At 46.9% G+C, this 20,145-nt stretch carries 16 protein-coding genes; 9 read left to right on the top strand and 7 right to left on the bottom strand.

Annotated features, from left to right (window positions below; all coding sequences use genetic code 11):
- Positions 1-2: 2 nt before the first annotated feature.
- The 7 genes from ACLWMH_RS07305 to ACLWMH_RS07275 all read right to left on the bottom strand — a co-directional run bounded on the left by ACLWMH_RS07305 (position 3) and on the right by ACLWMH_RS07275 (position 10,339).
- Positions 3-3,116 carry an efflux RND transporter permease subunit gene (locus tag ACLWMH_RS07305; RefSeq protein WP_411916039.1) on the bottom strand — a complete coding sequence of 1,038 codons (3,114 nt, stop codon included), beginning with the start codon at positions 3,114-3,116 and terminating at the stop codon, positions 3-5.
- Complete coding sequence (locus ACLWMH_RS07300) at positions 3,113-4,198, bottom strand: efflux RND transporter periplasmic adaptor subunit (protein ID WP_411916038.1); 1,086 nt, start codon at positions 4,196-4,198, stop codon at positions 3,113-3,115. Before ACLWMH_RS07300 ends, ACLWMH_RS07305 begins: the two co-directional genes overlap by 4 nt.
- Positions 4,199-4,255: 57 nt before the next feature.
- Positions 4,256-5,686, bottom strand: a complete 1,431-nt coding sequence (locus ACLWMH_RS07295; protein WP_411916037.1) for a TolC family protein — start codon at positions 5,684-5,686, stop codon at positions 4,256-4,258.
- A 192-nt stretch (positions 5,687-5,878) separates the two neighbouring features.
- Complete coding sequence (locus ACLWMH_RS07290) at positions 5,879-7,168, bottom strand: nucleoside permease (RefSeq protein WP_411916036.1); 1,290 nt, start codon at positions 7,166-7,168, stop codon at positions 5,879-5,881.
- A 64-nt stretch (positions 7,169-7,232) separates the two neighbouring features.
- Positions 7,233-8,651 carry a DUF4270 domain-containing protein gene (locus tag ACLWMH_RS07285; protein WP_411916035.1) on the bottom strand — a complete coding sequence of 473 codons (1,419 nt, stop codon included), beginning with the start codon at positions 8,649-8,651 and terminating at the stop codon, positions 7,233-7,235.
- Between the two features lie 134 nt (positions 8,652-8,785).
- The gene (locus ACLWMH_RS07280; protein WP_411916034.1) at positions 8,786-9,604 is read right to left on the bottom strand and encodes a glycogen/starch synthase; all 819 of its coding nucleotides are present in this window, start codon (positions 9,602-9,604) and stop codon (positions 8,786-8,788) included.
- A gap of 402 nt (positions 9,605-10,006) precedes the next feature.
- Positions 10,007-10,339, bottom strand: coding sequence for a PAS domain-containing protein (locus ACLWMH_RS07275; RefSeq protein ID WP_411916033.1), 333 nt, complete (start codon positions 10,337-10,339; stop codon positions 10,007-10,009).
- A gap of 412 nt (positions 10,340-10,751) precedes the next feature.
- On the opposite strand from ACLWMH_RS07275, the gene recA reads away from it, so the two are divergent.
- From recA to rpmA, 9 genes are all read left to right on the top strand, one after another.
- Positions 10,752-11,846, top strand: coding sequence for a recombinase RecA (gene recA / locus ACLWMH_RS07270; RefSeq protein WP_411916032.1), 1,095 nt, complete (start codon positions 10,752-10,754; stop codon positions 11,844-11,846).
- Positions 11,847-11,852: 6 nt separating this feature from the next.
- Positions 11,853-12,815, top strand: a complete 963-nt coding sequence (locus ACLWMH_RS07265) for a GNAT family N-acetyltransferase (RefSeq protein WP_411916031.1) — start codon at positions 11,853-11,855, stop codon at positions 12,813-12,815.
- Positions 12,812-14,179: a polysaccharide deacetylase family protein gene (locus ACLWMH_RS07260; RefSeq protein ID WP_411916030.1), complete on the top strand. Its 1,368-nt coding sequence runs from the start codon at positions 12,812-12,814 to the stop codon at positions 14,177-14,179. Before ACLWMH_RS07265 ends, ACLWMH_RS07260 begins: the two co-directional genes overlap by 4 nt.
- Positions 14,180-14,182: 3 nt before the next feature.
- Positions 14,183-15,469 (top strand): glycosyltransferase, encoded by a 1,287-nt coding sequence (locus ACLWMH_RS07255; protein ID WP_411916029.1) that lies wholly within the window; start codon positions 14,183-14,185, stop codon positions 15,467-15,469.
- Positions 15,462-16,571, top strand: a complete 1,110-nt coding sequence (locus ACLWMH_RS07250) for a chorismate mutase (protein ID WP_411916028.1) — start codon at positions 15,462-15,464, stop codon at positions 16,569-16,571. Before ACLWMH_RS07255 ends, ACLWMH_RS07250 begins: the two co-directional genes overlap by 8 nt.
- The gene (locus ACLWMH_RS07245) at positions 16,561-16,941 is read left to right on the top strand and encodes a 2-amino-4-hydroxy-6-hydroxymethyldihydropteridine diphosphokinase (protein ID WP_411916027.1); all 381 of its coding nucleotides are present in this window, start codon (positions 16,561-16,563) and stop codon (positions 16,939-16,941) included. Before ACLWMH_RS07250 ends, ACLWMH_RS07245 begins: the two co-directional genes overlap by 11 nt.
- A gap of 25 nt (positions 16,942-16,966) precedes the next feature.
- On the top strand, positions 16,967-19,126 hold the full coding sequence (locus ACLWMH_RS07240; protein ID WP_411916026.1) for a RelA/SpoT family protein: 2,160 nt from the start codon (positions 16,967-16,969) through the stop codon (positions 19,124-19,126).
- A 400-nt stretch (positions 19,127-19,526) separates the two neighbouring features.
- The gene (rplU, locus tag ACLWMH_RS07235; protein WP_411916025.1) at positions 19,527-19,844 is read left to right on the top strand and encodes a 50S ribosomal protein L21; all 318 of its coding nucleotides are present in this window, start codon (positions 19,527-19,529) and stop codon (positions 19,842-19,844) included.
- 15 nt (positions 19,845-19,859) lie between these two features.
- On the top strand, positions 19,860-20,123 hold the full coding sequence (rpmA, locus tag ACLWMH_RS07230; RefSeq protein WP_411916024.1) for a 50S ribosomal protein L27: 264 nt from the start codon (positions 19,860-19,862) through the stop codon (positions 20,121-20,123).
- The last annotated feature ends 22 nt before the right edge of the window (positions 20,124-20,145 follow it).

Raw genomic sequence — 20,145 nt, 5'->3', positions numbered from 1 at the left:
AATCAGATAGCGTTCTTTTGGTATTTCTTTATTTGATTATGCCGCTTCCGCCGTATATTTCCGCCGGAAAAGGCTGTGTACAAGGTGGGAATGAGGATGAGGGTAACCAAAGTGGAGACAGTTAGTCCAAAAGCTACGGTAACTCCCATTGGTTGCCACATTTCGCTTCCCTGACCGATGCCGAGTGCCATCGGAACCATACCGAGCACCGTGGTGAGCGTAGTCATCAGTACCGGACGCAATCGGCTTTTCCCGGCAATCAGCACGGCACTACGTACCGATGCGCCACGTTCACGTGCCAAACGAGTATAGTCGATCAGCACAATCCCGTTCTTCACTACGATGCCGACCAGCATAATAGCCCCGATTAAGGCGATAAGGCTTAGCGTGGTGCGCGTGAGCAACAAACCCAATATTACCCCGGTAAAGGCGAAGGGAACGGAAAACATCACTACAAAAGGATCGTAGAGGCTCTCAAACTGCGCTGCCATTACAACGTAAACCAAGAATACAATGAGTAGTAACAAGATGGTCATATCGGCAAAGGAATCTTGTTGTTGCTCAAAGGAGCCTGCCAACTTGTAAGAGTATCCACCGGGGAACTCTACATCGTTCAATACCTTTCGGGCATCTTTGACTAGAGTGGAAAGCGGAACACCCGCCTTGGGCGTACAAGCGATGGTAACGCAGCGCTGGCGGTCCTTACGATATATCGTAGGAGGTGTGTAAAGCTCTTCTATCGTACCCAGTTCACTAAGCCGAATAGCCTTACCCTTAGGTGAATAAACCAATATATTGCCAATATCCTCAAGGGAGCGGCGCGCCTCCGGAGCTAAGCGGACGCGGATCTCGTATTCCTTACCATCTTCGCGGTAATAGGAAGCAAGTGCCCCGTTAACGGCATTACGCAGAAAGAAAGCAGCGGAGGAGAGGTTCAATCCGTTCTCAGCGAGCTTTTGGCGATCGAAGTGCATATTGTACTCCGGCATATAGTTTTGGCGGTTATTGATGGCAGCTGCGCAAGAGGAGGTTTGCATCATTCCATCCATCACCTTGCGCGCTATTTCATCGGTAGCGGCAAAATCGTAGCCGTACAGCTCAATATTCACGCCACCGCCCATATTTCCCATATTACTGGTAGATACGTTGTAGCGCTCCAATCCGGGGATTTTGCTCAGTTCATCGCGCAGATTGTCGGCAAATTGGAAGACGCTCTGCTTGCGCTTACCGGGATCTGTTAGCACAATGGTGAAGTCTATTAGATGAGAGCCACTCTGACCCATTGCAGCAAAGGAGTTGCTTGCATCGGCCTGTCCCACGGAAAAGCCGATTGATTTGATTTCGGGATGCTCAGCTAACCACTTTTCCTTCAGCTCCATTCCCAGCTTACGGCTCACATCAATGGAAGTACCCAGCGGATACTCAACAGTGGCTTTCAGATAGGAGTTATCGCTCTGCGGCATAAACTCGGTATGGATAAAGCGCCCCAGGAAGAGGGAACCGGCAAAGATCACCACAGCACTAACGATAATAACGGCACGATGCGCAACGGCATACCGAAGTGTGCGCAGGTAGAAGCGTTCCACCGGTCGAAGTATACGGTCGGCAAGGCGCTGCATAAACTTACGATTGGCACCCTTATTACGACGCAGCATAAGCGAACAGAGCGTTGGCGTAAGCAAAATGGCACAGAGGAGCGAAATAATCATCACGATGCTGACAATCCACCCCAGCTGACGGAACATGATTCCCGCCATACCGCCCACCATAGTTAACGGTAGGAATACTGCCAAAAGAGTAAGCGTGGAGGCAAATACCGATATAGCCACTTCGTTGGTTGCGTGTACTGCCGCCTGACTCGGATAGCTGCCCCGCTCAATATGCGTAGTGATATTCTCCAATACCACTATGGCATCGTCCACCACCATACCGATCGCTATCGATATAGAGCTCATGGAGATGATGTTAAGCGTTCCGCCCGTTATCATCAAATAGATAAAGCTGCTGACCAATGAGAGGGGGATAGTTAGCACAATGATGAATGTGGCTCGCCAGCGCCCTAAGAAGAGCAATACCACCAGCATAACCACAAAGAAAGTAATGAAGATAGTATCCTTTAGGTTGTTTACGCTGTTAATGATGAAATCACTACTGTCGCTCACGATATCCAGTTGCACATCTGACGGAAGTGTGGGACGTATGCGCTCCATCTCGGCTTTTACCTTACGGGCTATTTCCACCGAATTGGCGCCGCTTTGCTTATTTACAAATAGCATGGCGCCACGGCCGTCGCGAAGGTACGTTTCGCGTATTCGTTCTTGAGAAGTATCCTCTACGCGAGCTACGTCACGCAGATATACATTCTGCCCGGCACGGGATGTCAGCACTATATCGTTCAGCTGATCCGGAGAGGTAAATTCGCCCTGAACACGTAATGAATTGGTTTGGCTGCCCACATCGATTTGCCCCGCAGGTATATTGCTATTCTCCGCCCTAATGATAGAGGCAATTTGTTGCAAGGTAATTCCGTACGCTTCCAACTTTGCGGGGTCGCAGTACACCTGTATTTGTCGCTGCACGGCACCGGCGTAATTGATCGCTCCTACGCCATTGATCTTTGCCAGCGCGTTAACTACCCGATCGTCCAATATCTTTCCTAGCGCCATCGCACTCTCCTTTGCCGTAGCAGAAATAAAGAGAATGGGGATATCGTCCACCCCGAACTTAAAAATCATAGGTTGATGTGCTTCATCAGGAAGAATATCGTTCAGCGTACCCAACTTATCGCGCACATCGTTGGTAGCGGCATCTATATCGGTACCTTCGTTAAATTCCAGGTTAACTACCGATATATTTTCGCGGCTCTGACTGGTGATATGCTTTACGTTGGCAACCCCGTTCAGCGTATTCTCTATAGGATTAGTGAGGTTGGTTTCAACATCTTGCGGTCCGGCACCCGGTAGCGTGGTCATTACGATGATATTCCCCGTATCAATCTTCGGGTACAGATCAATGGGCAACTTGGATAGGGAGAATATCCCCAGCACAGCAAGTGCCACAAAGATCAGTACAGTGGTTATAGGACGCTTAACAGCGCGTTGATAAATGCTGCTCATTGATTTGATTGCTCCTTAGTAGTTGTTTGCGCTTCGTTAGCATTTTCACCGGTTACCTTTACGGTAGCTCCGTTGTTCAGTCGGTTGCTTCCCTCTACGATAACCACTTCGCCCGGCGTTAGCCCATCGGTTACTTCAAGGCGGTCTTCTATTTGCCGACCAATCGTAATGGTACGGCGTTCCGCTTTGTTCCCATTGAGGATATACACATAACGTTCACCGCTGCCCACTTGCTTAATCACGGCGCGATCCGGGATAAGGATTGCTTCGCTTTGCCCAAAGTTGAGCTTCACTTTAGCGTACATACCGGGGCGCAGTTGCTTATCCTTATTGTTTACTGATAGTTCTACGCCAAAGGTGTGGCTCATAGGATCCAGCGTAGGAGATATGAGCGATACGGCTGCTTCAAAGGATGCGTCGCCGAGCGTGCTTGCGGTTATTATTGCTTTCTGCCCTTTGGAAATGGACGGAAAGTCCTTTTCCGATGCATTGATGCGTACCTTAACCGGATCTAACTGTTCTACGACAAAAATGGGTAGCTGCGGTGATGCCAAATCGCCCGCATCGTAGTTTCGAACCGTTACTACACCGCTGATGGGACTACGCAGCACTGTATTCTCGTACATATTGTTATAGGCAGTTTCTGCTATTGTCTTGGCGCTTTGAGCAGCATCCCATTGCGCTTTGCTGATACCTCCTATTTTGTACAATTCATCCGTACGGGCAAAGGCAAGACGGGCATCTTCTAGCTTAACCTTCATTTGGGTGAGTTGACTGTTATCCATCTCTGCGAGCATCTGACCCTTTGCCACTGTATTCCCCACTTCGGCAGCAATACGTTTAATTCGTCCGCCCATTTGAGACGATATATTATTGCTTTTGAAAGGCTCTATCGTTGCGGTGAATACCTCATCCAAATTGATAAGCTCCTGCGCTACAGTTACCGTGCTTACCGGTACTGCTTCAGCTTGCGCATTGTCTCCTTCTTTTTTCCCTTGTTTGGAGCAGCTCTGAGCCCCAACCAATGTTACGAGCAAAAGAGTGGCAAAGATGCCTTTAAGCGTTCGTGTAGAATATTTCATACTTCAATCTGTTTTTGCGTTATGCGTGCGTATAATGGTTTGTTTTTACCCCGTGATTTATTGTTGCTGATTCGTATTGCTATCAGCTTCGTCCGGCAATCCTTTACCGGCGATTCTATCCATTTCAGCCCTTGCTTGCATGAAGCTGAAGATAGCCTGGTTATAGTTTAATCTTGCCTGGAGTAAGGCTACATTGGCATCGTTAACCTCTAAGAGGGTTCCCTCGCCTGTCTCGTAACGCTTTTCTGCAATAGTGTAGCCCTGCTCTGCGGCTTTAACTGCATTTTCTGCAGCTCCAAGGCTTTGAATGGCTGTTACAAGCTGGTCGCTGTATTGTTGCATGCCGAGAGTAAGTTGTCGTTCTGCATCTCGTCGCGACAGATCCAGTTGAGAGAGTGCGAGCTGCTCTTGCTTGATCTTAAAGTAGCGGCTTCCTCCTTCGAGTAAGGGAAATGAAAAGGTAATATTAAGTGCCGAAAAGGGAGTCCAAAGCCGGTCGTTATCCAGATTAAACTTATTGCTTGAGAAGCTATAGTTGTACTTCAGTCCGAAACTTATGGTAGGAATAAATGAATATTTAGCGAGCTTTAGGTTCTTTTGCTGCATTTGGCGCTGCATCTCTAATTCTCTCAGCATTGAATTTCCCTCAATGGAGAGCGTTTGTCCCGAAAAATAGGCTTTGGATGCTTCACTTTCAAAATCGGTTAGCTCTCCCTTCAGGGATAGCTCGGTATCGGGGTCTAATCCTATTAATATGAGTAGAGCCTTGCGGGTCAATGTCTTTCTATTGGCAGCTTCCAAGAGAGTCGGTTCTAAATTCTTAATCCGCACCTCACCGCTAATCATATCATACTTGGCGACTAAGCCTTGTGCATATAGTTTACAGATTTGCTCGTAGTTGCTTTTGCCATTATCGTAGCTTTTTTTGATTACATCGTAGGTATCCTTTGCCAATAGAGCGGTATAGAAAGCTTTCTTTACTTCGCACACTTTGTCGATTCGTGAGCTTTGTGCTTTACGCAGGGTAAGCTCTACAGCATCTTTTCCAAGGGAGATGCTTTCCCATAGAGCCACGTTGACGAGAGGAAGGCCGGCAGAGAGTCCTGCTTGTAGATTGTGCGTGCGTCCTATCTCAATACCTTTTTCCATCATTTCGGGTGGCATCTGTGAGGCCCCTGGAAAGCCGTCCAAATACATTACCTGTTTCTTGATCGTATAGCTGTAGTTAGCTGAGAAGCTGAGGGCGGGGAATAATTTCCCGTAAATAGTGTTGAGCGAGTATTGTTGCTTTTGCACCTCCATATCTCCGATTCGTACTTTAGCGCTCTCTGTGAGTGCAATGCGAATCGCTGCATCAAGAGTTAATTCTTGAGGAAATGAAGTGGAGTCGGTAGATTGAGCAAAAGTAGGAGAGGCGGATAAGCCAAGTAGCAACCCAATAGTGGCTAATAGCTTACCACTTCGGAGGAGATTTCTTTCTTTCTTCATAATATAAATTCTTTTCATGTCTGCCGAGGTCCAATCCCCCAATGAGATAGGCATCGCAGCACAATAATAACAGCCCGGCGCTATAGTTCAACAACATAAATATGTGTGCACACATATACTGTGCTGTGGGGGCTTCCCACGCCTTTGACGGCTTATATTGTCAGAAGTTTAATCTCCAGTAAGAGGAAATTATTATTTTACTTTTTCTGCCTCAGGTTTCTTGTATTGGAAAAGAATTAAGAAGAGGATGGCTACTACAAGGGAGTAGATTGCGAAGGTCCACCAAACTTTAGGCCAGTTAGCGGCTACCGTAGTAGCCTCAAAGTGCTTAACAACCCATCCGCCGGCTATCATACCGATAATGGTTCCCAAACCGTTAGTCATCAAGATGAAGAGTCCTTGTGCGCTGCTTCGCATGGAGGGATTCGTATTTTCCTCCATAAAGATACTGCCGGAGATATTGAAGAAGTCGAATGCCATTCCATACACGATCATGGAGAGCAGTAGCGCAATAACGCCGGGAAAGCCCGGATCTCCTATGGCAAAGAGGGAGAATCGTCCAAACCATGCAAGCATGCTCATCAGCATTACTATTTTGATACCGAATCGCTTCAAAAAGAAAGGTATCGTAAGTATGAAGAGCGTTTCGCTAATCTGCGATATGGATATCAATATATTAGGATACTTTACGGCAAAGCTATTTTCAAACGCCCCGATCTCCTTAAAACTGTCTAAGAATTGGTTTCCATATGCATTAGTGAGTTGCAGCGCAGCACCCAGTAGCATTGAGAAGACAAGGAAAACAGCTATTTTTTTATCCTTAAAGAGCACAAAAGAGTCCAACCCCATAATGGAGAGAAAGCTCCTTTTTTCCTTCCTTCCTTTTCCTTCGGGACGTGTAGCCGGTAGATTGAACGAGTATCCGGCCATTACCGCCGAAGCAATGAAAGGAATCAAGAACTGGCTTGGGCTATCCATCAGCCCCAGCAGATTCACCAACCACATAGCCACGATAAAGCCAATGGTCCCGAATACACGTATCGGGGGAAAGTCTTTCACTACGTTGTAGCCCCCTTTGGTAAGCGCATTATAGGCGATGCTATTGGTGAGCGCAAGCGTAGGCATAAAGCAGCAGTTTATGCCTAAAAAGAGCCAAAATACGGGCCAAAATCCTGCCGTTGCAGGCATCTTATACATAACGGCATAGAGTGCTGCCCCCACCAAGTGGCAGATAGCGAGCACCCGCTCTGCATTGATCCATCGGTCCGCTACATAGCCCAGTAGAGGAGGCATAAAGATAGAGGCAATACCGGCCGTAGCAAATACATAACCGATCTGTATGCCATCAAACTGCATCACGTTACCCAAGTAACGCCCTAACGTAATAAGCCATGAGCCCCAAATAAAGAATTGGATGAAGTTCATGATGATCAGGCGAAGCCTGAGACCGGGGATGTGTAGGGGTTCTGTAGATGTTGTCATAACCTGCCTCCTTTATACTGAAGTGGTGAAATGTACTCGGGAAGAGTCATTTCACCACGATGGTTTAATCTTTTATATAAGCCGTACTTACAATACCTAATGCTATCTTTCCGTTCTTTAGCCGCACTCGAGCTCCTGAAGGATAGATGAAGTTGGAGATAGTGGCAGTTACTCCGGCGTTACCTCCCATGGTTTCCCGAGAGACGGGCAGAGCAACCAGCTCTAATGGTGTATCTATGGATTGAGTGCCGTCCTCAGCCGTTTGGATATGCTTCCTTATGTGTTCGTGAATAAGGCGGCTTATGTTCTTAAACTCATAGACGCGCGAGGTGATATTGTAGGCTGAAGAGAGGTAGGCAATATCACTTTTAGAGCGCTCTGTCTCTCCCATTTCAAAGAAGTTGTTAAGCGAATCGACAGGCACCAAAAGCAGATAAGTAGCAGGCTGGATCACAGAGCCGGCTATATCAGGCGGATCGATATGCAAGGAGAGTGGAGCCTCGTTGATAAGCCGTGTCAGCTTCTTATTGTTATCCAAAAAAGTTCGGCTCAGTTCCTCCGCCGAGAGAGTAAGCGATAGAGCCAATCCCTGCGGTGAAGTTATATAGGCATAATCGGGGTTGGGTGTTAGAAGCCGGCCACTGTTGTCGGTTTCAAACTGACGATGCAGATAGAGTTGCTTGGTATTCACAAAGCTCTCTTCAGCAGTTACGATAAGGGTCGTATCGGCCCCTGTTTTGGTGGTGTCTCTCTTTTCGTATCGGTAGGAGAGTACTACGGCCGTACTGTAAATCGACAGCATACACCCGTTTCCCGTGGTGGCATGTACATAGATACCGCGCAGTAGATTTTCCTCAAAAGCTTGCTGTGAGGTAAAGTACTCGGGGTGCTCTTTGGAGGCTTTGTATATGCGCTTTCCCAGCTCATTATTTACGGGGATACGCAGTTTGTGTTTGCCTTCTTTATTCCCGGCTTGGTAGGTGTGGGAGCCGATATATTCGGCATCCTTTAGATAGTTCTGCAGATCACCTGAGTAACGACTATCAGGCAATGTCTGTTTGATCTCGTAGGCCGTAACCTTGCTCCAAACGGTGGAATCTCCAACCCAGTTGGAATAGGAAATCTCCACGAAGGTAGAATCGATATTCCCTCCGATTGGCTCAAACTCCGTTTTGTAATGGTAAGCATTTTGAAAGCGACTTATATAAGAGGCGCGCAGATTTCCATAGAGGGGATCACTAAGCTCTCCTAATAGGGCATAAGTGGAACGGTCATACACCGAGTCAATGCGTATGGAGTGCGCATCAAGGTGCAGCGTATCGGCACGAGGAAAAAGCGCATCCTCACCCGGCATAATGGAGCCACCTACCTTTGAGGGTTCCTCATTACAGCCAAGAAATGAGACGAGTGCGCACACCAGTGCAACACCTGTCAGCAGCTGACGAAAAAAAGAGCTTGTACGACTATTTACTATAGGGTTCATTCATTTGTCTTATTATACCGGATACAAAGATAGAAGATAAAGCTGAAAAGAACACATCTATCTGTTTACCCAATGAACCAAAAGCCCCCTAAATGAGAGTCGGGAACAAGGGTTTTCTTATGTGGTAGCCTTAATTAGGCAAAGAGATGCTCGTAAAGAGCCGCATAGGCAGAGGATACTCCTTCAGCCGTTTCTGCCTCCTCGATTAGTGGGTGGCTAAGTGCATTTGTATAGGGAGCAATTAGCTCTCTTGTAGCATCATCTCCTCCAATCAAGCTTCCTCCGTCGGCATACGCATAGCCCAATTGCTGTAATCCCTCTACGTTGGGACGCTCTTCTAATATTTGGAGTCCTTTTTTATCCGCCTTATCGAATTCGAGTACTTCACGCCAGTTGTCGCCAATAGGTGCATGCTCCTCTCCGGACCAAGTACTGTAGATGGTCTTCGCCTTGCCAAAATAAGGATCATCTGCATACATGTTCTTCAGATAGAGTAGGGCAGGAGCAGAGAACCAACCAAAGCAGTGAATGATATCCGGTAGCCAGCGAAGAGTCTTGACCGCTTCAAACACGCTGCGGATGAAAAACACGCTGCGCTCCATATTGCTGTTCGGGTATTTAGGGTCAGCCTTGAAGCGACTCTTGCGCTTGAAAAATTCGTCGTTATCCACAAAGTACACCTGTAATCGCGAGCCATCTTGCATGGAAGCTACTTTTACGATTAGAGGATGATCTGAATCATTGACGATTATATTGATACCGGAAAGTCGAATTACATCATGAAGCTGATTTCGTCGTTCGTTGATCGTCCCATAACAGGGAGTGAAGATACGTATATCATGCCCTGCCTCAGTGACTGCTGCAGGTACGCGTATCGACAGTTCACTGAGTGGTGTCGAAGCTACATAAGGCGCAATCTCCTGGGTGATGAATAGTACTTTCTTAGGTTCCATAAATCGTATTTTATTTGTTGTGAGTTCTCTACTTAGTCGCAAAGTTACGCAAAAATCGTCGCATTTGCAAGGAAGCGTTTGCTTAATATGCAGTAAATCAGCTATTTTGAGTCCTGTTTTGCTGTGGGTAGAGAGGGGAAAAATATAGGATGAGAAAAGCGTTGAAAGGGGGTATGAAAAAGTGGGGCAATGTGTCTTTCGCAAAAGGTATAGATGTTTGCTTTGAAAGGTACAGATATTTCGTTTGAAAGGTTCTGATGTTTGGACTGAAAGATTCTGATCTTTTTCCCCTTCCGTAGAGGTCGCTTTAGAGTCCCTTCTGTGAGGTGCTACAAATGAATACGCTGCCCCATCCTGTGTCGGATAGAGGCAGCGTTCGATTTTTCCTATTTCCGGTTCGCTTTAGGAGCGTATTTTATGCGGCATTTCGAAAGGAATAATCATGGACAGCTCCATAAAACCTGCATACTCCCCATCTTTGTACCAGGGGATTTGGTAGATGAGCTTCTTTTTCCCTTTCTTCTCTATGGTGTAGACATGCTTCTCCTCGGCAGCGAGTAGATGCTCCAAAAGGTGGCGTGATTCTCCCGAATGGCAGGGAAGTATATTCTTGCCTTCCATCTCCTCTCCGGGCTTCAAATTAATGCTGCGCGATTGGCGGTTCATTTCCAATACATTGCCGTCTCGATCACAAATAGTGACGGCTATGTCGGCTTCCTCAAAATATGGTAACATAGTTAGGTGCTGTGTGGGATTCTTTTTCCCTAAAATATTCGTATTCTCTACTTTTGCTTCCAAAAGCTCCATGCGAAAGTAGCTATTTATTTTAATATCTGAGTGAGGGGGCGGCTTCGTACAGCAATAGAATGGGTTGTTTTGAAAAGCTCTTCCTTAAAAGCTCTGAATGAAGGGATAAAAGCAGTATCTTTGTGAAAGAAAGAATTACCATAGCGTATTGACGTTTTAAGTAGCAGTGTATGCTTCTCTTTTTTGCCGATTGAGTGAAACAGATGGGGAGAGAATAGGGGTAGCAAAATAGCAAGTACCCGAATAGGCATGCACGCAGAGGGGGGTACAGCCCAGCTACTTTCGTAAGTAAATAGGAAGTACGCAATAGAAAAGATATATTAAGACCAAATAAAATATAATGGCCACAGATAAGGAAAATAAAAAAAATGATGCGGCCCAAGAGCCGGCAGCACAAGAAGTGACCAAGCAGCCTATCAACAAGGATAAGCTGGAGGCACTTAAAGTTGCTATGGAGCGTATTGAGAAGAACTTTGGAAAAGGGGCTTTGATCAATATGCAGTCCGATGAAGTTGAGGATATTAGTGTGGTGCCCTCTGGGAGCTTGAATTTGGATATTGCTCTCGGCATAGGGGGGTATCCGCGCGGTCGTATAGTGGAAATCTTTGGACAGGAGTCTTCCGGTAAGACCACTTTGGCGATACATGCGATTGCAGAGGCGCAAAAGTTAGGTGGGTTGGCTGCTATCATAGATGCAGAACATGCTTTTGATCCCTCCTATGCGCAAGCCTTGGGGGTAGATATGGAGCGTCTGTGGATTTCTCAGCCCGACAATGGCGAGCAAGCCTTAGAAATAGCGGAGCAACTGATACGCTCTTCTGCCGTAGATATTGTGGTGATCGACTCTGTGGCAGCTCTAACCCCTAAATTAGAGATAGAGGGAGGCATGGGTGAACGTAATGTGGGTATGCAGGCACGACTGATGTCTCAGGCGTTACGTAAGATGACCGCCGCCGTAAGCCGCTCTAATACGGTGTGCATCTTCATCAACCAGTTGCGTGAGAAGATAGCCACCTCTTACGGTCCCTCTTATGGTCCCAACGAGGTTACGACCGGAGGTAATGCCCTGAAGTTCTATTCCTCTGTACGACTTGAGATTCGACGTCGTCAGCAATTGAAGCGAAATAGCGATGAGGCCTATGGTAACGAGACCTTAGTGAAGGTTGTAAAAAATAAGCTGGCACCTCCCTTCCGTACAGCTTTCTTCGAGATACTCTATGGAGAAGGAATCTCAAAGGAAGGCGAGATTATCGACAAGGCTGTAGAGATGGATATCATCAAGAAAAGCGGTTCTTGGTACAGCTATGGAGATACTCGTTTAGGACAGGGAAAGGATGCAGTACGCGCATTGCTGAAAGACAATGTAGAGCTCACGGAAGAGTTGTACCATAAGATCATGGAGCAACTGCAGAGCGACAAGAAAAATAAAAAATAAGAGCCTATGGGCTCCATTGCTTTACGTCCCATAGAGCGTGATGCGTATCGCCTTCTCTCAGAAGAGAATAGCCTTCCACTCTATGGTCAGCTCTACTGGTTAGAGGCCGCTGTAGGAGCAAGTGGACGGGCATGGCGTTTCTTTGTCCTACAGAAGGGCGAAGAGCTATTGGCCCTTGCCGCTTGCTTTACGCCTATTGAAGGGGTGTGGATATTGCCGCCTTGCTGTCAATCCGGTACAATCTATTTTGTAGCCGAGGAGAGCAGTTTTCAGGATCGGCGTCGGGCGATGGAGTTGTTGGCTCAAGAGATGAGGTGCGCACATTTCGTGCGTATCACGTTGCCGGAAGTGAGTAAGGATGCGTTACCGTTCTATTGGCAAGGTTACGACCTGAAATTGAGGTATAACTATCGACTCGCTCTACCCTCAGAAGAGACTACATACGATAGTATGGTAAGTCGTATAGTGAAGCGTAAGGCAAATCAAAGCATGCAGAGCGGCTGTCGTGTCGCCTTTGATGTTCCCTTTGCTGAGTTAGAGCCTTTTTTTAGGGCGTTCTATCGCAAGAAGGGTATTGCACCGATCTTCTTTCAAGCCATGTGTCGATGTGCCTTGGAGAGTGAGCGAAGAGGGAGCGGTATGACTGCCGTTATGCGAGATGCTTCGGATAAGTTGCTAGCTGCTTATTTCATCCCTATCTGTGGACAGGTTGGCTACTCCATGGCCACTGCTACAGTGGAGGATAATCCTTTTGCCAATACAGCCCTACTATACTACAGCATCAAAGAGTTGATCCAACGTGGGGGAAAGGAATTTGATTTTGAGGGCTCTATGTTAGAGGGAGTGGAGCCTATATTTCGCTCTTTAGGCGGCGAACAGCACCTATTGGTGAGCTTGGAGAAAGGACATTTGAGCTGGCGAGAGCGCTTTCTACTCAAACGAGCACTGATGAAGCACGACCCATCATGAACTATAGAAAGATTGCCAAATACATTATCTCCTTCCTATTGCGAGAGGAGGAATTGCCCGGAGAGCTTACCGATATGGTAGGCTATACATCGAATCCGGTTGATATGCAGCGCTATCGAGTGGTGATTGTGCCCTGCGGTTTCTTTGACATAGCTAATTATGGCAAGGAACATAGCCTGCCTCCGCTTCCCCCGAAAATGTGGGATACCACTCCGTTGCTTTTTGGCGAGCCACGTATTGAGCATGACCCCTCAGGAGGTCCTATTCTTCTCTATGCCGATATAGTTGCCTCTACTTATTTTCTCATTTCCCGTTATGAGGAAATGTACTATCGGCATACGCGAGATTCCTTTGGGCGTTTTCCCGGAAAAGAGTCCTATCCCTACAAGGCCAATTTTATTCATCGACCGATTGTAGAGGAGTATGGGGCTAAGCTGCGTGCGCTTTTGGTAGAGAGTGGTGCTTCGGTGCCGGATGTGCCGCAAGGCTTCTCCCGAGTCAATATGACGCATGATCTGGATTGCCCCTATGAATATCACGGCATTAGGAGCTTTTTTCGAGCATGGTTCAAGGAAGGACGCCCCCTTTTTACATCCTATCGCTTGGCTTTTCGTAATGTGATGCGGGATCGCTTTTGGACTTTCCCCCGCTTCTTGGAATGGAATAAGGAGGTACAGCGCGCTTTGCCGGGATTGTGCCATACGATCTTTTTCTATAAGACACCGGGTAAAAGTGCCTTAGATCGGCCTAACTATCGGGTGAATCGGTATTCGGTTCGTAAAATACGTGCTTTGGCTGAGAAGCATCAGGTTGAAGAGGGACTGCATATCCCCACCTCAGCCTGTGACAGCTCAGAAGAGATCCGCAAAGCAAAGGCTCTCTTGGAGCATGATATGGGAAAGACAATCGATAAGGCACGCTACCACTTCCTATTAGCAACGGAGCCGGAGAACTTACTCTTCGCACAGGAAAATAACATCTTTGATGATTATACAATGGGATATGCCGATATTAGTGGCTTCCGTTTGGGTACCTGTCGCCCTGTGCGTTTTATACTGCCGACAACCGGAGAAATGACGCGTATTACGTTGCATCCCCTTACGCTGATGGATGTATCATTGGATCGCGATCAATATATGAATCTCAGTGAAAAGGAGGCATTCGATTATGCAATGGCTTTAGTAGAGCAAGTGGCTATTCACGGAGGGGAGCTTAATCTGCTTTTTCATAACGATAGTTTGGCAAAGGAAGTACACCCATTCCACTCAAGGCTGTATAGAGATGTCTTGCGTGCCATCATGAGGTGGCAGCATCGATTGGTTCCTCAAGAGGAAGAGAAGCCACAGGCTCCATTAGAGAATTAAGCCATGCCCCACATACTGATTTTAGCGGATCACTATCCCCCTCTCTTTGCCCCGCGCGCACTTTCTATCGTGAGGTATTTAGTGGAAGAGGGGTGGCATTGTGTGGTGTGTACCGAAGAGGTTACCGAAGAGAGTATGCTTTTGTCCGGTAAGGGAAATGTATTTGCAGGAGACGAGGATCCCTGTCGGGTAGAGCGTATTAGATTGAGGAAAAAGTTCAATAGGAGGGAGTCGTTGGCTCAAGCCCTTTGGAATGCTAAGGATAGGCTTTTTGAGCAGCGTATAGAGCAACTTGTGGAGATGGATGAAATAGACCTCATTTTAGCTTTTTCCTACAGGGATTTCCCGCTCTATGCGGCAAGTCGCTTAGCTCGTCGCCATAACATTCCTTGGGTGGCAGATTGCAGAGATATAGTGGAGCAGTACGACGAATGGCGTTTTATACCCAATCTTCCTACACACCTCAGTCGTGTGAAAAAAGGTATGCTCAAATCGTTGGGGCAATATTTGGTGAGGAAGAGGAATAACTGTTTGCAGCGTGCTTCTGCGGTAGTTACGGTCTCACCATGGCATGTAAAGCAGTTGGAAAAAAGTTTGCCGGCGGTTAGCGTTTTTTGCCTTTACAATGGATATGACAGCAATTTATTCGTGCCGAATCCTATCGCTACCGACCGCTTCCGTATAGTGTATACAGGGCGCATTATGAGCCTTGGTATGAGAGAGCCTTCCCTTCTCTTTGAGGCTCTTGCCTCGGAGACACTGAGGCCTTTGGTAGAGCGAGGTGAAATAGTAGTGGATTGGTACACGGATCGCCATTCTATGCAGTTGCTGGAGCAAGTGTTGGCGGCCTACCCGGAGCGTGTGCGTGCGGTGCAGTGTATGCATCATTCTGTGCGTTTTCAGAAAGTGCCTGAGCTATTGAATGGGGCAGCTGTGATTCTTCTCTTGGGGAATAAGGAGCATGCACAGGGTGCGCACGGGATCGTCTCAACTAAGCTCTTTGAAGCATTGGCTATGCAGAAGCCCATCCTTTATGTGCGTAGTGATGAGGCAATTGTAGCTGATATGCTGCAGCAGGCAGGCGTGGGCTTGGCCGCTACAAGCAGTGACGAGGTGATAGTCTTTTTACAAGAGAAATTTGCCTATCGGCAGAAAAATGGCTATAATTGCATCGCCAAAGTAGAAGAGAGTTTCTTGCATCGCTTCCGTAGAGATGTGATAGCAGCGAAGTATAGTGCTCTTCTAAAAGGTATAATGAAAAAGAAACCAATCAATCAAAGCAATGAGTGAGCAGTCCGATCCTCTTCCGGCGGAGCCTGAAATACGGTATCCAAAGGTGATAGCAGGGCCGTGTAGTGCGGAGAGTATGGAACAGCTCCTCGCTACTGCAGCTGCACTTAAGGATCTTCCCATAAGCTATTTTAGAGCAGGTCTATGGAAACCGCGCTCGCGCCCCGGTGCATTCTGTGGTGTGGGCGGAGAGGGCTTGCGTTGGCTCCAAGAGGTGCGTGCTCAATACGACTTCCCTATTATGACGGAGGTTGCTGTGCCGGCACATGTGGAAGCTGCTCTCAAAGCAGGGGTTGATGCCCTTTGGTTAGGCGCACGCTGCGTCTCTAACCCCTTTTCGGTAGATGAGTTGGCGCAGGCTTTAAAGGGAACAAAGGTTCCTTTGTATGTCAAAAATCCGATCAGCCCTGATAGAGCTCTTTGGGTAGGTGCCATTGAACGATTGATGAATGTGGGGCTTACTGATATCAGTGCTGTATTCAGAGGCTACAACACTTATTACACCGGATTGGGTGATTTTCGTAATACACCGCTTTGGAACGAGGCTTTCGCCTTAAAAAAGTATTTCCCTTCTATCCCTCTTATTTGCGATCCCAGTCATATTGCGGGAAGGCGTAAATATGTAGAGCCGATGGCTCGTTTGGCTGTCGCATTAGGGTTTGAGGGTTTGATGATCGAAACGCATATACAGCCGGAAGTGGCCCTCAGTGATAAAGAGCAGCAATTGACTCCACAAGCCTTGTCGGAGCTATTGCATTCTCTCGCTGATAGTAAGGCGCTCTCTACGATGCCGATACTTGAGATGATGCGTTTCGCTTTAGATGAGAATGATCTTGCTATGCTGGCCATTATTTCCGAACGCTATAAGCTGGTGAGGAAAATCTCTGCTGTAAAGCAAGCAGGCAATATGCCTATATTACAAAAAGATCAATACGATAAAAAAATCGATATCCTCTTAAAATCTGCTGCACGAGAAGGTCTGAATAGTGACTTCGTCGCCAGCCTATTTAATTTAATTCACACCGAATCGGTCCGTCTGCAAGAAGAGCTCCGTTCGGAATCATCACATAACAAAAGTAAACTTACAACGAATGGCCAATAAAGCAATTATCTGCATTGGTAGTAATAAAGACCGGAGTGAGAACATAGATCAAGTCATTCGCACTCTTCAGGCCCATTATCCCGGAGCACGTTTCTCTACGCCTGAGATGGCAGATGCTGTGGACCTGCCCGAGGGAAGCAAGCCTTTTCTCAATTTAGTGGCTATGCTTCCTACATTAGAAGAGAAAGAGGAGCTTATCGCATTTCTCAAGGAACTGGAGGAAGATATGGGGCGTGATCCGGATGATGATGAAGAAGGTATCATTCCTATGGATCTGGATTTGATTGAATGGAACGAAGAGGTTGTGAAACCTTTGGACTTAGTACGCCCGTATGTAGTTTCCGGATTGGAAGAAATTGATGAATTGTGAATGATATCTTCTTCCCCTAAAGCGTATGGAGCAAGAAGAGTACCGGCAAACACTCATTGAGATTGCGCACCTGCTCTTTCGTAAATTGCAGGTAGGTTCTACTTATCCGCTACTGCGACAGGAGTTGGAGAAGCTTTACCCGACGCTGAATGAAGAAATCATTCAACAGCTGGAGATTAGTAGAGTCGCCGTTGAGGAGCTGAATCTGCAAGAAGAGTCTGTAGCGGCTATACTCTTACTTCCCGCTTACAATAGGGGTGCGCTTGATAAGAAGCATATTGCACAAATATCCCCGGAAGGAGCGGCTTCTCTTATTGAGCGTCTGCAACACTTAATGCAGATAGAGGCAGAGGCCCGTCAAGCTGATGCAGCTACCGTGAGGGAGCTTATCGTCTCTTCGGCTCGAGATATCCGCGTATTACTTATTCTCCTGTCGGATCGACTGTACAGACTTCGTGTGTGCAAGGAGCAGCTTCCTGAGGAACAGCGTCAGGAGTTGGCGGTATTAGTTCGTGATGTATATGTGCCTATTGCGCATAAATTGGGCCTTTATGCTATAAAAGGGGAGATGGAGGATCTGGTCCTTAAATATTTAGAGCCGGATCGTTTTTATGCTATTAAGGAGGCACTTGGGCAAAAGAAGCGGGAGCGGGATGCTTACATGGATCGTGTGGTCGTAACCCTTCGGGAGCTTTTCGATAAAGTGCCTGTGCGCTGGTCCTATACGATTAAAGCACGTACCAAGAGCATCTCGTCAATCTACAATAAAATGCAGAAAAAGGGTACACCTTTTGAGCAAATCTATGATCTATCGGCACTGCGTATTATTATTGATGCACCAAAGCATGAAGAGCATGAAGCGTGCTGGTACTTTTATTCATTGGTGACCGGCTTGTATGAACCTGACGTTAAGCGCCTTCGAGATTGGATCTCTAATCCAAAGCCAAATGGGTATCGCTCACTGCAGATCACGGTGCTTGCTTTGGACAATAAATACGTAGAGGTGCAAATTCGTACGGCACTTATGGATGAGATTGCCGAACATGGTGTGGCAGCTCATTGGCGATACAAAGGACTATCCGGTCAATCTACGTTGGATTCTTTATTGGATGAAATGCGTGGGGCAATGGAGGAGAGTCAGTCTACTGAGGATTCCTCGGATAAGTTTGCCTTTACTGCTGCTCGATCTACCTATGTATTTACTCCTAAGGGAGAGCTTAAGCGATTGCCACGGGGAGCTACTTTGCTGGATTTTGCCTTTGCTATCCACACAAAGGTGGGCGCAAAAGCTATTGGAGGACGGATCAACGGTAAAAATGCCTCTTTGAAAGCAACGCTGCGTAGTGGAGATCGGGTTGAAGTGATTACTTCTCGCAATCAATATCCCAAAGAGGACTGGCTGCAAATAGTGGTTTCGGATAGTGCAAAGCAAAAGATTCGTCGACTACTTCGTGAAGAGCAAGAGGGTTCTTTTTCTACCATCAGGGAGGCTATCCAAAGGCGAATGAAGAATCGACGTCTGCCTTACGATGACCGCTCCTTTGTAAAGGCTTACCAGACGCTTGGGTACAACTCATATGACGAATTTTACACTGCACTGCATACGGAGAAGTGTGAGTTGAACCATTTCATTGACTGCTATGCGGAGATTATTGAGGAAGCGCAAACTCAAGAGCAGAGAGTGCGTAGTGAGTTTGCGGCTGAATCGACGCAAAGCACTCGCCATCTCCCGGAGTCGGGAAGTGAAGAGGGTGGAGTGGTGGTTGGAAAAAATCTTAAGGGGGTAAATTATGAGTTGGCTAAGTGCTGTGCACCTCAGTATGGAGATGCCATATTCGCCTACCCCGGACGCTCTGGTCTTCGTATTCATCGCTATGATTGTCCTAATGCACGTGATATATTTGCACGGTACCGCGACCGAGTGCTTCCGGCGCATTGGGAAGGGTTGGAAGGGCAGCAGCGGAGCAATTTGTATGTGGTCGCACTGGAAAGTGCAGAGACATCGGCACGCATCCTTTCATTAGCAAAGAATTCCCAAGGTATTGAGTTGCTTTCTTACAATTTTCACGCTTCAAACGGCATCCTTGAGTGTGAGCTTACACTGGGCGCATCCTCCGAACCGATCAATTTACTCCGTAATAAAATACTGGCTCTGGAAGGGGTTCAAAGCGTTAGTAAAGCGTAATCCACTTCCCTTTTATCCTCTTTTCTGCCCTCTCTATCCTCAAAAGGTATTAGTGGGCATGCACTGACACCACTTTTGTTTCATCTCGTGGAGCCGGTGATACTTATTATTGCTTTGAGCGTGATCTCTGAAAGGAAGCTCAAGGGGAGGAATATCTACGGGGATAATGGGGATAACAGCAGTATATTGGCAGCCCTACTACTCAATGTGCTTTCACTATAAGTTAGAGAGCATTAGCTGCTAAAGATCACTTTTATTAATTAGTAATTGTCTGTAGATGAATTATATTTACTACCTTTGCAAACGATACTCCTAAGTAGGGTTTTGAAAAGAGCATGCACTATATGTTAGCGGGCCACCTTACGGGACTAATATAGATTAGTAAAAGCAGGCAGAAAATATGTTTGCAGTAGTTGAAATTCAAGGACAGCAGTTTAAGGTCGAAGAGGGCCGCCGGCTGTTTGTACACCACATTAAAGATGTGGAAAGCGGAGCAAAGATTGATTTTGACCGTGTAATGCTCGTCAATAAGGACGGCAATGTATCGGTGGGAATGCCTACCGTCGAGGGCGCAAAAGTGGTTTGTGAGGTGCTTTCTCCTTTAGTAAAGGGTGAAAAAGTACTTGTCTTCCACAAGAAGCGTAGAAATGATTACCGGAAACTGAATGGTCACCGCCAACAGTTTACGGAGATAGAAGTTAAGCAAATAGTAGGATAAGGGAATCAAAGAGATATGGCACACAAGAAAGGCGTCGGAAGCTCGAAGAACGGTCGCGAGTCCGAAAGTAAACGATTAGGTGTAAAGAAATTCGGTGGCGAAGTAGTAAAAGCCGGTAATATATTGGTTCGTCAAAGAGGTACCCAGCATCACCCCGGTGAAAATGTGGGAATTGGTAAGGATCACACTCTTTATGCACTGATAGATGGTAAGGTTGTGTTCACTAAAAAGCGTGAAAACCGCTCTTTTGTATCTGTTGAACCGGTAGCAGCCGAATAAAGAAACATTCAGTAACAATAAG

This window comes from Porphyromonas miyakawae (assembly GCF_045865415.1).
GTDB classification, from domain to species: domain Bacteria; phylum Bacteroidota; class Bacteroidia; order Bacteroidales; family Porphyromonadaceae; genus Porphyromonas; species Porphyromonas miyakawae.
The sequence above is the reverse complement of the archived record's forward strand: the minus strand, read 5'-3'. Positions and strand labels throughout refer to the sequence as shown.

Excerpts from the sequence above, each read along its gene's own strand:
- ACLWMH_RS07305 (WP_411916039.1), bottom strand. The coding sequence starts at position 3,116 with ATGAGCAGCATTTATCAACGCGCTGTTAAGCGTCCTATAACCACTGTA.
- ACLWMH_RS07300 (WP_411916038.1), bottom strand. The coding sequence starts at position 4,198 with ATGAAATATTCTACACGAACGCTTAAAGGCATCTTTGCCACTCTTTTG.
- ACLWMH_RS07295 (WP_411916037.1), bottom strand. The coding sequence starts at position 5,686 with ATGAAGAAAGAAAGAAATCTCCTCCGAAGTGGTAAGCTATTAGCCACT.
- ACLWMH_RS07290 (WP_411916036.1), bottom strand. The coding sequence starts at position 7,168 with ATGACAACATCTACAGAACCCCTACACATCCCCGGTCTCAGGCTTCGC.
- ACLWMH_RS07285 (WP_411916035.1), bottom strand. The coding sequence starts at position 8,651 with ATGAACCCTATAGTAAATAGTCGTACAAGCTCTTTTTTTCGTCAGCTG.
- ACLWMH_RS07280 (WP_411916034.1), bottom strand. The coding sequence starts at position 9,604 with ATGGAACCTAAGAAAGTACTATTCATCACCCAGGAGATTGCGCCTTAT.
- ACLWMH_RS07275 (WP_411916033.1), bottom strand. The coding sequence starts at position 10,339 with ATGTTACCATATTTTGAGGAAGCCGACATAGCCGTCACTATTTGTGAT.
- recA (WP_411916032.1), top strand. The coding sequence starts at position 10,752 with ATGGCCACAGATAAGGAAAATAAAAAAAATGATGCGGCCCAAGAGCCG.
- ACLWMH_RS07265 (WP_411916031.1), top strand. The coding sequence starts at position 11,853 with ATGGGCTCCATTGCTTTACGTCCCATAGAGCGTGATGCGTATCGCCTT.
- ACLWMH_RS07260 (WP_411916030.1), top strand. The coding sequence starts at position 12,812 with ATGAACTATAGAAAGATTGCCAAATACATTATCTCCTTCCTATTGCGA.
- ACLWMH_RS07255 (WP_411916029.1), top strand. The coding sequence starts at position 14,183 with ATGCCCCACATACTGATTTTAGCGGATCACTATCCCCCTCTCTTTGCC.
- ACLWMH_RS07250 (WP_411916028.1), top strand. The coding sequence starts at position 15,462 with ATGAGTGAGCAGTCCGATCCTCTTCCGGCGGAGCCTGAAATACGGTAT.
- ACLWMH_RS07245 (WP_411916027.1), top strand. The coding sequence starts at position 16,561 with ATGGCCAATAAAGCAATTATCTGCATTGGTAGTAATAAAGACCGGAGT.
- ACLWMH_RS07240 (WP_411916026.1), top strand. The coding sequence starts at position 16,967 with ATGGAGCAAGAAGAGTACCGGCAAACACTCATTGAGATTGCGCACCTG.
- rplU (WP_411916025.1), top strand. The coding sequence starts at position 19,527 with ATGTTTGCAGTAGTTGAAATTCAAGGACAGCAGTTTAAGGTCGAAGAG.
- rpmA (WP_411916024.1), top strand. The coding sequence starts at position 19,860 with ATGGCACACAAGAAAGGCGTCGGAAGCTCGAAGAACGGTCGCGAGTCC.